The organism is Bradyrhizobium sp. USDA 4461, from assembly GCF_054055655.1.
The window spans coordinates 5,765,028-5,777,852 of record NZ_JBSRXM010000001.1 but is presented as its reverse complement, the minus strand read 5'-3'; the positions used below and the strand labels follow the sequence as shown (position 1 = coordinate 5,777,852).

Here is a 12,825-nt window from a genome sequence, read left to right as displayed (position 1 = left end):
CTCCGATTCATCCGCGCCGCAAGCTACCGCAAATCAATACATACCCCCTAAGGGTATCGTTCATCCAGCCCAAATCGCAAGCAGGCTTCGTGTTCCGATCACAACCGTGCTTGCTGTCGCACGGCGGCCACAGCGGCCTCTGGTTCGGGAACCTTGGCCCGGATCTCGATCCCCTTCACCACGGCGAAGATCGCGGGAATCACGATCAGCGTCAGCAGGGTCGACGAGATCATGCCGCCGATGACAGGCACCGCGATGCGCTGCATGATCTCGGAACCGGTGCCGGTGCTCCACATGATCGGCAACAGCCCGGCCATGATGGCGACCACCGTCATCATCTTCGGCCGCACCCGCTCGACCGCGCCTTCGATGATCGCGCGATTGAGATCGTCGCGATCGACTGGCCGTCCCTCGGCGGCGCGACGCGCCGTGATCTCGGCCAGCGCGTGGTTGAGGTAGATCAGCATCACGACGCCGGTCTCGGCGGCGACGCCGGCGAGCGCGATGAAGCCGACCGCGACGGCGACCGACAGGTTGAAGCCGAGCACCCACATCAGCCAGAACCCGCCGACCAGCGCGAACGGCAGCGACAGCATCACGATCATGGTCTCCGCCACCGAGCGGAAGTTGAGATAGAGCAACAGGAAGATGATCAGAAGCGTCACCGGCACCACGATCCTGAGCCGCGCCGTGGCGCGTTCGAGATATTCGTATTGCCCGCTCCAGACCAGATAGGTGCCGGGCGGAAACTGCACGCCGGCCTGCACCGCGCGCTGCGCATCCGCGACATAGCCGCCGAGATCGCGATCGCGGATGTCGACATAGATGTAGGTCGCGAGTTGCCCGTTCTCGGTCCGGATCAGGGTCGGCCCGCGCGCCGGTTTGATATCGGCGACCTCGCCGAGCGGCACCGCGCCGCCGGCCGGCATCGGCACCAGGATGTCGCTGGCGATCGCGGTGGGATTGTCGCGCAGGTCGCGCGGATAGCGCATGTTGACGGTGAAGCGCTGGCGTCCCTCGACCGTCGTGGTCACGCTCTGGCCGCCGAGCGCGGTCGCAATGGTGTCCTGCACGTCCTGCACCGCGATGCCGTAGCGCGCCAGCGCCTCGCGGTTCGGCGTGATCTCGAGATAGTAGCCGCCGAGGCTGCGCTCGGCATAGGCCGACGAGGTGCCGGGCACGCCCTTCACGACCTGCTCGACCTGGCGGGCGAGCTTGTCGATCACAGTGAGATCGGGACCGATCACCTTGACGCCGACGGGGGTGCGGATGCCAGTCGACAGCATGTCGATGCGCGCCTTGATCGGCATGGTCCAGGCATTGGAGACGCCGGGGAATTGCAGCGCCTTGTCCATCGCGGCGATCAGGCCGTCGAGCGTGAGGCCCTTGCGCCATTGCTCCTTCGGCTTGAGGTTGACGACGGTCTCGAACATCTCCGACGGCGCCGGATCGGTCGCAGTCGCCGCGCGGCCGGCCTTGCCGTAGACCGAGCCGACCTCCGGAAAGCTCCGGATGATCCGATCCTGCATCTGCAACAACTCCGCCGCCTTGGTCACCGAAATGCCCGGCAGCGTGGTCGGCATATAGAGCAGCGTGCCCTCGTTGAGGTCGGGCATGAACTCGGTGCCGAGTTGCCGCGCCGGCCAGACCGAGACGGCGATGGCACCGAGCGCGAGCAGGATCACCAAGCTCTTGGCCCGCAGCACGCCGTTGATGACGGGACGGTAGATCCAGATCAGGAAGCGGTTGATCGGATTCCTATGCTCGGGGATGATCCTGCCGCGGACGAAGATCACCATCAGCGCCGGCACCAGCGTCACCGACAGCAGCGCCGCCGCCGCCATCGCGAACGTCTTGGTGAAGGCGAGCGGCGCGAACAGCCGCCCCTCCTGCGATTCCAGCGTGAAGATCGGCATGAACGACACGGTGATGATCAGCAGGCTGAAGAACAGCGCCGGTCCGACTTCCGCCGCGGCCTCGATCAGGATCGCGACCCGCGACCGGCCCGGCTCGGCCCGCTCCAGATGCTTGTGCGCGTTCTCGATCATCACGATCGCCGCATCGATCATGGCGCCGATCGCGATCGCGATGCCGCCGAGGCTCATGATGTTGGAGCCGATGCCGAAAAACTTCATCGCGCCGAACGCCATCAGCACGCCGACCGGCAGCATCAGGATCGCGACTAGCGCGCTGCGGACATGCAGCAGGAATACGATGCAGACCAGCGCGACCACGACGCTCTCCTCGAGCAGTGTGCGCTTCAGCGTCTCGATCGCCGCATAGATCAAATTGGAGCGGTCATAGACCGGCACGATCTCGACCGATGTCGGCAGGCTGGTTGCGATCTCCTTGAAGCGCTTCTTGACGTTCTCGATCACGTCGAGCGCGTTGACGCCGAAGCGTTGCAGCACGATGCCGCTGGCGACCTCGCCCTCGCCGTTGAGCTCGGCGATGCCGCGCCGCTCGTCGGGGCCGAGCTCGACGCGCGCGACGTCGCGCAGCAGCACCGGCGTGCCGTTGTCGGCCTTCAGCACGATATTGCCGAGGTCGTTGATGTCCTTCAAATAGCCCTTGCCGCGGATGACATATTCGAACTCGGAGAGCTCGACGGTGCGGCCGCCGACATCGGCATTGCTGGCGCGGATCGCATCGCGCATCCGCTGCATGGTGATGCCGCGGTCGCGCATCCGCTGCGGATCGAGGATCACGTTGTACTGCTTGACGAAGCCGCCGACGCTCGCGACCTCGGCGACGCCTTCCGCCCTGGCCAGCGCGAATTTCAAATTCCAGTCCTGGATGGTGCGCGTATCGGCCAAATTGAGCTGCTTCGACATGACAGCATATTGGTAGACCCAGCCGACCCCGGTCGCGTCGGGACCGATGGTCGGCGACACACCGGCCGGCAGCCGCGCCGCGGCGCCGTTGAGGAATTCGAGCACGCGTGAGCGCGCCCAGTAGATATCGGTGCCGTCCTCGAAGATGACATAGACGAAAGAGACGCCGAAGAACGAGAAGCCGCGCACGACCTTCGACTTCGGCACCGTCAGCATCGCCGTGGTCAGGGGATAGGTGACCTGGTCCTCGATCACCTGCGGCGCCTGGCCGGGATATTCGGTGTAGACGATGACCTGGGTATCGGAGAGATCTGGGATCGCATCGAGCGGCAGATGCACCAGCGCATAGAGGCCGGCGGCCGCCGCAAAGCCAGTGCCGAACAGCACCAGCAGCAGATTGCGCGCCGACCAGGCGATAACGCGGGCGATCATGGCTTGCCTCCAGCCGTCATCCCGCCCTCGCTTGCCGCCTGCTTCGTGCCGGCTTCGGCAAAGCCCTTGATCGCCGCCTTCAAATTGCTTTCGGCATCGATCAGGAAGGTCGCCGACGTGACCACCGCGTCGCCCTCCGCGATCCCGTCGCGGATTTCGACATAGCCCTCGCCGCGCCGCCCGAGCTTGACTTCGCGCGGCTCGAAGCGGCCGTTGCCGCGGTCGAGCAGCACAGTCTGCCGGCTCCCGGTGTCGAGGATGGAGTTGTCGGCCACGGTGAGCACCGGCGCCGCACTGCCGGTGTCGATCTCGGCGTCGACATACATGTCCGGAAGCAGCGCGAGATCGGCATTCTGCAACTCGATCCGCACCCGCGCGGTGCGCGTCTCCTTGTTGACCAGCGGATAGATCACGCTGATCCGGCCGGTGTAGCTGCGGCCCGGATAGCTGCGCGCGCGGACTGTGACCTGCTGCCCGACCACGATGCTGCCGAGGTCGCGCTCGGCGACATCGACAAGCGCCCACACCACCGACACGTCGGCGATCCGGAACAGCACGTCGCCGGGCTGCGCCCGCATGCCCTCGACCGCCGCACGCTGCAACACGACGCCGTCGCGCGGCGACAGCCACTGGATCGCGAGCGGAACGGTGCGGTTCTTCTCCATCTCGGCGATGACAGGTTCGGGGACGTCGAGGTTGGTCAGCCGCTGCTTGGAGCCGCGCCCATAGGGCTCGACGCCGGCGGTCGCCTTCGAGCTGATGGTCGCGACATATTCGGCCGCGGCGGACGAGATCGCCGGGCTGTAGATCTCCATCAGCGGCTGGCCCTTCGCCACCCGACTGCCGGTGGTGACGTCGGCGACCTTCTGCACATAACTCTCGGCGCGCATCGCGATGACGGAGACGCGACGCTCGTCGAGCTGGATCGTGCCGGGCGCCCGGACCAGCGTGCGGATGCGGCGCATCTGCGCGGCTTCCGACGCGACGCCGGTGCGCTGGATCTTGCCCGGCGACAGCGTGATCGAACCATCGTCGCTGTCCTCGCCGTCGTAGGCGGGGATGTAGTCCATCCCCATGGAATCCTTCTTCGGCACCGGCGAGGTATCGGGAAGGCCCATCGGGTTACGGTAATATTTGACCTTGCGCTCGGCCTTCGCGGCCTTCACCTCCGCCGGCTGCGCAGGCTCACCGGCCTCGCTGTCGGCATCCGGATAGACCGGCAGATAGTCACGCCCGTCGGACGTCTGTTTTGGCGTCGCCGAATAAAACGGCTTGCCGTCGGGATCGCGGTAATAGCTCGGCGCGGCGCTCTCCGCCGCATGCGCGGCGGAGACGATGACAGCGGTCGCCGGCCGCGGCGGCAGGCCGTGGCCGACCCATGCGGCGCCTGCCGCTGCAACGATCGCAGCGGCAGCGCCGGACCAGATGAGGCGGCTCATTTCTCGGCCGTGACGACGAGCTTGTTCTCGACCGAGCCAGTCTCGCCCTGCACCTTGGCGCCGAGCGACAATTGCCAGCGGCCGGCCATGCCGAAGGTCGCCTTGAACCGGTAGGTGCCGGGCTCAGTGCCCGGCATCGGCGTCACCTTGGTGGCCATCTCCTGCATGCCGTCCGGCGCCATGTCGAGCCGGGTCGAGAAGATGACCGCGTCGGGCACGGCCTTCCCGGTGGTCTTGTCGACCAGCCGCACCGTCACGATGCGATCGGCGCCGGCCTTGACGGTCGGCTGCACGAGCTGGAATTCGTAGTTCTTGATCTCGGCGTGGGCAGGTGCGCCGGCCAGGGCAACGCCGATCAGCGCGGCCGCAGCGGCGCGCGCGAGCTGGAAAAACTTCATTGGTGTGATCCTCGATAGGTCTGATGAACCGCGTCGGCGGCATGCGACGCCACGCGCGCCATCGGCGCACGCGTCAGCGATCTGGCGCTTGCGCGCCCCTCAGACCAGGGTTCGAGGTGGATGATCGGGAGGCTTGGCGCCGAGATCGTCGAGCAAACGATCGTCACGCGCGGCGAACCGGCTCAGCTGCGGATCACGCTTGACCAGCGACGCCGTGCCGGCTGGCACAGGCAGCGGAACGCTCAGCATGCAGAGCGCGAGAAACGGACAATCTCCGCAGCCCTTGCTCCTGGTTTGGTCCGGACAGCACGGCATGTTGTCGGCCATTGCCGGCCCGGACATGTCATGATCTGACATGGCATGATCGGCCGGCATCGCGGCGGCCGAGGCATCCGGCATCATCCGGGCAAACGCTGGCGCCACGGGCGCGAGCAACAGCCCGGCCGCGACTAGCAACAGAATCCAGAGATTGGCGAGCCGCCTCAGATGCATGCCCGCTTGTCGCACGGATCAGCGGAACCTGCAAATCCGTGCGACTTCACGATCGCGCCACTGCTGCGCCTCAGGCCTGCTTCAACACCGCCGGATCGACCGGCATCTTGCGCAGCCGCTTGCCGGTGGCTGCGAAGATCGCGTTGCTGATGGCGGGCACGATGCCCGATGTCCCGGTCTCGCCCATGCCGCCGGGCGGCTCGGTGCTCGGCACGATATGGACCTCGATGGCCGGGGCCTGATCGATGCGCAGCATCTGGTAGCTGTCGAAATTGCTCTGCTCGACGCGACCGTCCTTCAGCGTGATGTCGCCATAGAGCGCGGCGGTGACGCCGAAATTGATGCCGCTCTGCAGCTGCGCCTGCACCGTGTCGGGATTGACCACGGTGCCGCAGTCCATCGCGCAGACGACGCGGTGGACGCGGACCGAGCCGTCCTTGGCCACCTCGACCTCGGCAACCTGCGCGAGGTAGCTGCCGAACACGAATTGCAGCGACACCCCGCGTCCCCGGCCGGCCGGCAGCGCGCCGCCCCAGCCGGCCTTGGCCGCCGCCAGTTCGAGTGCTGCCCTGGCGCGCGGCGACTTGCCGAGCAACGCCTTGCGGTAGTCGACCGGATCCTGCTTGGCCGCCGCCGCCATTTCGTCGATCACGCTCTCGGTGACGAACACGTTGTGCGACGGCCCGACGCTGCGCCAGAACGCAGTCGGAATGCCGGGTGGTTCGACCCGGACATATTCGACGTGGAAGTTCGGGATGTCGTAGACGAGATCGATCGCGCCTTCCGTCGTGTCGGGATCGAGACCGTTGCGGAACGCCGGCGGCGCCCAGCGCGCCAGCACGGACGAGCCGGCAAAGCGATTGTTCCACGCGACCGGCTTGCCGGATGCATCGAGCCCGACCGAAATCCGGTCACACCAGTACGGCCGGTACATGTCGTGCTGAATGTCCTCCTCGCGGGTCCACACCAGCTTGACCGGCGCATCGACCTGCTTGGCGACCTGCACGGCGCGAATGACGCCATCGACCTCGAGCCTGCGGCCAAAGCCGCCGCCCAGCAAATGATTGTGCACCACCACCTTCTCCGGCGGCAGGTCCAGCATCTTCGCGGCCACCGCCTGCACCCGCGAAAGCGCCTGGTTGCCGACCCAGATCTCGCACCCATCGGCACGAACATGCACGGTGCAGTTCATCGGCTCCATCGTGGCATGGGCGAGGAACGGCAGCTGATAGGTGGCCTCGACCTTGGTCGCGGCAGCTGCCATCGCCTTGTCGGCATCGCCGATATTTTGCGCGACCGCGCCCGGCTTCGTGGTGGCGGCTTCGAGCTCGCGCGCGATATCCGCCGTGGCGAGCCTGGCGTGGGGTCCCTCGTCCCACTCGACCGTGAGCGCCGCTAGACCTTTCTTCGCCGCGCCCATGTGATCGGCCACCACGGCGACTGCGTCATCGAGCTTCACGATCTGGCGCACGCCGTTGACGGCTTTTGCCGCCGCGTCGTCCACGCGCTTCACCCGTCCGCCGAACACCGGCGACTGTGCCAGCGTCGCGATCTTCACGCCGGGTGGACGCGCGTCGATGCCGTAGACCGCCGTGCCGTTGATCTTCGAGGGCGTATCGAGCCGCTTGGCCGGCGTGCCGATCAGCCTGAACTCGGCCGGGCGCTTCAGCGTCACGTTCTCCGGCACCGGCATCTGCGCCGCATCGGCCGCGAGCTCGCCATAACTCAACTTGCGTCCCGAGGCCGCGTGATGCACCTCGCCGTTCTCGGCGCGGCAGGAGGCGGGCTCGACGTTCCAGCGCTTCGCCGCGGCTGCGACCAGCATCGCCTTCGCGGTGGCGCCGGCTTTCCGCATCGGCTGCCAGGCGCCGCGCATCGCGTTGGAGTTGCCGGTAGCCTGCACGCCGAGCAACGGGTTGGCGTAGAGCTTGTCGCTCGGCGGCGCGTGCTCGAGCTGCACCTGCGTCAGTCCGATCTCGAGCTCCTCGGCGATCAGCATCGGGATCGAGGTGTAGGTGCCCTGCCCCATCTCGACATAGGGCATGGTCAACACGACCTTGCCGTCGCCGCCGATCCGAATGAAGGCGTTCGGCGCGAAGCCGTCGGCGGCCGCGGCCTCGCTCTCACGGCCCGCGAACGGCAGGCTCACGCTGAGCAGCAGGCCGCCGCCGGCGATCGCGCCGGCGCGAAGGAAGTTGCGCCGCGACAGGTCGGTGGCGCGCTCTGACAAATTGTCCATCAGCGTCATGGCTCAACCTCCCGACTGCGCGGCCTGCTTGATGGCTTCGCGAATGCGCACATAGGTGCCGCAGCGGCAGATGTTGCCCGACATCGCATCGTCGATATCCGCATCGGTCGGCTTCGGCTTGCCGGCCAGCAAGGCCGCCGCCGACATGATCTGCCCTGACTGGCAGTAGCCGCATTGCGGCACCTCATGCGCGAGCCATGCGTCCTGGATCTTCCTGCCGGCCGGCGTGCCGCCGACCGCCTCGATGGTCGTGATCTTGGAGTCGCCGATGCTGTCGATCGTCGTGATGCAGGAGCGCACCGCGGCGTCATCGAGATGCACCGTGCAGGCACCGCACAGCGCCATGCCGCAGCCGAACTTGGTGCCGGTCATGCCGAGCACGTCGCGCAGCACCCACAGCAGCGGCGTGTCGCCGTCGGCATCGACCTGATGACTGGTCCCGTTGATCGTGATCTGGAAAGGCATCCTGACACTCCTGTCCTGGTTCGAGCCCTCGCGCGGGATCGCGTCCCTCGGGGCGAATTCGGCGGTATTTCGAAGCAGTCGAATGCATCATCGCGCCGATTGCTCACTTATGGTAATAAATAGAAATCTTACGCCTCATAAGCGGCGCTTTGGTCCACAATGAAATAACCATTGGTTTATAATCATGGATCGACTGACCAGCATGTCCGTGTTCGCCCGCGTCGCGGATCTCGGCTCCTTCACCGCGGCTGCCAAGGAATTGCGGATGTCGCCGACCATGATCGGCAAGCATATCCGTTTTCTCGAGGACCGGCTCGGTTCGCAATTGATCAACCGGTCGACGCGACGACAGGGCCTCACCGAGCTCGGCCGCAGCTATCTCGATCATTGCAAGCAGCTGCTGGAGCAGGCCGAGGCCGGCGATGCGCTGGTCGAGGAGGCTCTGAGCGCGCCGCGCGGCAAGCTGCGCGTGGCGACCTCGGTCGCCTTCGGATCGTACAGCCTGGCGCCCGCGCTGGTCCGCTTCATGAAGCGATATCCGGAAGTGTCGGTCGACCTCATCCTCAGCGACAGGATGGTCGACCTGCTCGAGGAAGGGCTCGATGCCGCGATCCGCGTCGGCACGCTGACCGACTCCAGCATGATGTCGCGCTCGCTGTCGCCCTACACGGCCGTGGTGTGCGCCGCGCCCGGCTATCTCGCCGAACGCGGCACGCCGATCCATCCGGCTGACCTCGCGCACCATGAATGCCTGCGTTATCCCGGGTGGTCCGACGGGCAGCGATGGAGCTTCCTCGGGCCGCAAGGCGAAGTGCATGTCGATGTCACGAGCCGCCTGTTCATCAACAGCGCGTTCGGCATCCGCTACGCGGCGCTCGCCGGCGCCGGCATCGTGCTGATGCGCGACGAGCTGCTGGCCGACGACATCGCCGCGGGCCGGCTCCAGGTGCTGCTGCCGAACTACACGACACAGGCCCGCGCGCGCCAGATCCTGTGGCCGAAGCACCGCAAGATGACGCCAAAGCTGCGGGCACTGATCGACTTCATCGTGGAGACCTATGGCTAATCATGTCGCGAGAACGCGAAGCTGTCCTCGTCTTCAGCTGTCATCGCCCGGCTCGCCGCCTCCGCTGAAGCTTCGGCGAGCCCAAGACCGCAAGCCCGTCGAAGCCTTGGCGAAGACGGGACCGGGCGATCCAGTACGCCGCGGCCCCTCGGCTCAAGCACGACCTTTCGCGGGTGATGACACCGGCGGTGGTGGCCATGCAATCGAGAACCATCCTCGCTAACTCGCCAGACCCCTCTCACCGCATCAGCGCCTCGACCTCCTTGCGGAATGCCTGGCGGGAGCCGTCGCGGGAGTAGAACATGTGGCCTCCGGGATAGACCACGAGCCGGGTGCGGCTCGGACCCGCGAAGGCGGGCAATTGATCGAGGATGATCTTCGAGGCGAAGTATGGCGTTGCGAGATCGAACAGGCCGTGGCCGATCAAGAGTTTCAGCTTCGGATCTAGCGCCAGCATCTGGCGCAGCTGCGTCACCGACTCCGCCGGATTGATGCCATGGCCGAACTCCCATGCCTTGTTCACGCTTTCGCTGAGCAGCTGATAGGAGCCGTCCGGCCGCCAGTTCAGTTTGCGCGTGGTGAGGTCGACCGCGGCGCTGGTCAGCGGCGCCATCAGGGGATCGCCGGAGGGGTCGTTGAAATGGAAGTAGCTCGAATCCGGATAGGGATCGAAACCCTCGACCGAGGCGTCGTAGCGACCGGTCACCTTGCCGTTCTTGCGATCGAACTCGCGGCGGAATTCGCCGATGTCGAACCGGCCGGCGAGCCGGCGGCTCACCGCCTGATCGATCCCGGTCAAGCTTGCGACCTTGTCGGCGAGCCGCGTGGTGGCCTCGGTGTCGGCCTGCCCCTTGATGAGATCGAGCAGGAAATCGCCTTGCGCATAGCGTTCGACGTCGGCGAGATCCTCGCGCGTCACCGGTCCATTGGCCTGGCGTGCGACCGCCGTCATGGTCGGCAGGCTCGCGACATATTGCAGGATGCTCGATCCGGTGTATTCGCGGAAATCCAGCACCGGCGAGATCAACACCAGGCCGCGCGGGCCGACGCCCTGCTGCATTTGCAGATTGCGCACCACCTTGGGCCCGCGAATGCCGCCATAGCTCTCGCCGGTGACATATTTCGGCGAGGTCAGCCGGTCGTATTTCTCCAGCCAGCGGCGGATCACCAGCGCGACCGAATTGGCATCGCCATCGACGCTGAAGAAACGCTTGCGCGCCTCCTCGGACGTGGTGACGAAGCGGCTGTAGCCGGTGCCGACCGGATCGATGAAGACGAGATCGGTGAAATCGAGCCAGGTGTCGGCATTGGGTTGCAGATCGGGCGAGGCCGAGGACACCGCGCCATCGCCATCGAACGACAGCCGCCACGGCCCGACATTGCCGAATTGCAGCCAGGCCGACGCGGAGCCCGGACCGCCGTTGAACAGGAACGTCACCGGGCGGTTCGCCTTGTCGGCGCCGTCGAGCTGGTAGGAGGTGTAGGCGATGTCGGCGAGCGGTTCGCCCTTGTCGTCGAACACGCGGATCGAGCCCGCGGTCGCGCTGAAGGTCAGCGTACGACCAGGCAGCGCCACCGATTGCTTCGTGGTGGAATCCGGCGGCAGGCGGTGTTGCTCGGCGGTCGATGCGTTGGCCGGCGCGTTGGCGCCAGCCCCCGTCTCGCCGCGCCCGGCCCGCCCCTTCTGGCCGCCTGGGTTCTGGCTGCTCGGGTTCTGACCGTTTGGCATCTGCACACTCGGCGACGGCGATGGCTGCGGGGCCTCGTCCTCGGCCCTCACAGCGGTTGCGAGGCAGGCCACCAACAACGCCGCGGCGAGCCGTGTCGCAAAACTGTTAGCCATGCTGTTCACTCCCTGGGCCGGCGTTTACGCATTCCACCCTTAAACTGCGGTAGCTTGGCGACACCGGTATGGCATGTGGTTCGTTCCCGGACCATCTCGACAAGGTCGCCGGGGATGTATAGACGAGCGCGGCGTATTCCGGGCCAAACGAGTTCGTGAGCGATGGCTAGCCCCAAGCGGTATGACAAGATCGCCTTTGTCGCCAGTGCGAGCGCGGAAGCGCAGACCGCGCTGGTTGAGCTGACCGCAATGTACGGCAACCATCTCCCGGCCGATGCCGATGTCGTGGTTGCGCTCGGCGGCGACGGCTTGATGCTGCAGACGCTGCACGCCAACATGCGCAGCAACAAGCCGATCTACGGCATGCATCGCGGCACCGTCGGCTTCCTGATGAACGAATATTCGACGCATGATCTGCGCACCCGGCTTGCCGCCGCGCGGGAGTCGCTGATCAATCCGCTTCTGATGCGCGCGACCGACATCCACGGCGCCGTGCATCTGCATCACGCCATCAACGAGGTGGCGCTGTTCCGGCAGACCTACCAGGTCGCCAAGCTGCGCATCCTGATCGACGAGCACGAGCGGATGCCCGAGCTGATGGCCGACGGCATCCTGGTGGCGACGCCGGCCGGATCGACCGCCTATAACCTCTCGGCCCAGGGCCCGATCCTGCCGATCAATGCGGCGCTCCTGGCGATGACCCCGATCAGCGCGTTCCGGCCGCGGCGTTGGCGCGGCGCGCTGCTGCCGAACTCCGCCTTCGTGGTGATCGAGGTGATCGAGGGCGAGAAGCGCCCGGTCGCCGCGGTCGCCGACCATGACGAGGTGCGCGACGTCCGCCGGGTCGAGATCCTCTCCGACAAGACGATCGCGATGCGGATGCTGTTCGATCCCGGCCACTCGCTGGAAGAGCGCATCCTGCGCGAGCAGTTCGGCTACTGACGGTGCCGCGCGCCGCTCCTGCTCCCTTGCGGCAACCAATCATTAACTCCGGGCGGGATATGGTTAACGTCGGGTAATACCGCGTTTGGCCCGGTATGCCCCTTCGGGACCGGACCATGTATCGCATTGATTTCAACAAGCTGCGGTTCTTGATTTGCGACGACAATCCGCACATGCGCCGCATCCTGCGGACGCTCCTGCATTCGTTCGGCGCGCGCGAAGTCTATGAGGCCGAGGACGGCGCCACCGCGCTCGAGATGTACACGCACTATGTGCCCGACATCGTGATCACCGACTGGTCGATGCCGATCTTCGACGGGCTCGAGCTCGCGCAGATGATCCGGCAGCCGGAATCCAAGGGCAATCCCTACGCGCCGATCATCATGCTGACCGGCCATTCCGAGAAGCGCCGCGTCACCGTGGCGCGCGATGCCGGCGTCACCGAATTCCTGGCCAAGCCGATCTCGGCCAAGGGCCTCTACCAGCGCATCATGAACGTGGTCGCCAATCCGCGCCCGTTCATCAAGACCAAGACCTATTTCGGCCCCGACCGCCGCCGCAACACCACCAACACTTACATTGGCCCCGAGCGCCGCGGCAGCGGCGAGGTCGAGGTGCTGCAACAGCCGTCGCTGCTCGAAAAGGCGCGCTCGTCTATTTAGGATA

The 12,825-nt window shown here is 66.1% G+C and carries 10 protein-coding genes; 3 read left to right on the top strand and 7 right to left on the bottom strand.

The genetic code is table 11. The features are described 5' to 3' along the window. Positions 1–98: 98 nt before the first annotated feature. The 6 genes from ACVINW_RS26870 to ACVINW_RS26845 all read right to left on the bottom strand — a co-directional run bounded on the left by ACVINW_RS26870 (position 99) and on the right by ACVINW_RS26845 (position 8,308). Positions 99–3,266, bottom strand: coding sequence for an efflux RND transporter permease subunit (locus ACVINW_RS26870; protein WP_456754085.1), 3,168 nt, complete (start codon positions 3,264–3,266; stop codon positions 99–101). Continuing rightward, a complete protein-coding gene (locus tag ACVINW_RS26865; protein WP_456754084.1) occupies positions 3,263–4,705 on the bottom strand; it encodes an efflux RND transporter periplasmic adaptor subunit in 1,443 nt (480 codons plus the stop codon). The genes ACVINW_RS26870 and ACVINW_RS26865 overlap by 4 nt, the downstream gene beginning before the upstream one ends. Next, entirely contained in the window at positions 4,702–5,103 is a 402-nt protein-coding gene (locus ACVINW_RS26860) for a FixH family protein (protein WP_456754083.1), read from the bottom strand. Before ACVINW_RS26860 ends, ACVINW_RS26865 begins: the two co-directional genes overlap by 4 nt. A 99-nt stretch (positions 5,104–5,202) precedes the next feature. Further along, positions 5,203–5,595 (bottom strand): hypothetical protein, encoded by a 393-nt coding sequence (locus ACVINW_RS26855; RefSeq protein WP_456754082.1) that lies wholly within the window; start codon positions 5,593–5,595, stop codon positions 5,203–5,205. A 70-nt stretch (positions 5,596–5,665) separates the two neighbouring features. Beyond that, positions 5,666–7,843, bottom strand: coding sequence for a molybdopterin cofactor-binding domain-containing protein (locus ACVINW_RS26850; RefSeq protein ID WP_456754081.1), 2,178 nt, complete (start codon positions 7,841–7,843; stop codon positions 5,666–5,668). 3 nt (positions 7,844–7,846) lie between these two features. Continuing rightward, a complete protein-coding gene (locus ACVINW_RS26845; protein ID WP_456754080.1) occupies positions 7,847–8,308 on the bottom strand; it encodes a (2Fe-2S)-binding protein in 462 nt (153 codons plus the stop codon). A 184-nt stretch (positions 8,309–8,492) separates the two neighbouring features. Between ACVINW_RS26845 and ACVINW_RS26840 the strand changes: the two genes are divergently transcribed. Then, the gene (locus ACVINW_RS26840; RefSeq protein ID WP_456754079.1) at positions 8,493–9,374 is read left to right on the top strand and encodes a LysR substrate-binding domain-containing protein; all 882 of its coding nucleotides are present in this window, start codon (positions 8,493–8,495) and stop codon (positions 9,372–9,374) included. Between the two features lie 238 nt (positions 9,375–9,612). Here ACVINW_RS26840 and ACVINW_RS26835 read toward each other — a convergent pair whose 3' ends face one another. After that, on the bottom strand, positions 9,613–11,217 hold the full coding sequence (locus ACVINW_RS26835; protein ID WP_456754078.1) for a S10 family peptidase: 1,605 nt from the start codon (positions 11,215–11,217) through the stop codon (positions 9,613–9,615). Positions 11,218–11,379: 162 nt separating this feature from the next. On the opposite strand from ACVINW_RS26835, the gene ACVINW_RS26830 reads away from it, so the two are divergent. Further along, entirely contained in the window at positions 11,380–12,159 is a 780-nt protein-coding gene (locus ACVINW_RS26830) for an NAD kinase (RefSeq protein WP_456754077.1), read from the top strand. 116 nt (positions 12,160–12,275) lie between these two features. After that, positions 12,276–12,821: a response regulator gene (locus ACVINW_RS26825; protein WP_279709728.1), complete on the top strand. Its 546-nt coding sequence runs from the start codon at positions 12,276–12,278 to the stop codon at positions 12,819–12,821. The last annotated feature ends 4 nt before the right edge of the window (positions 12,822–12,825 follow it).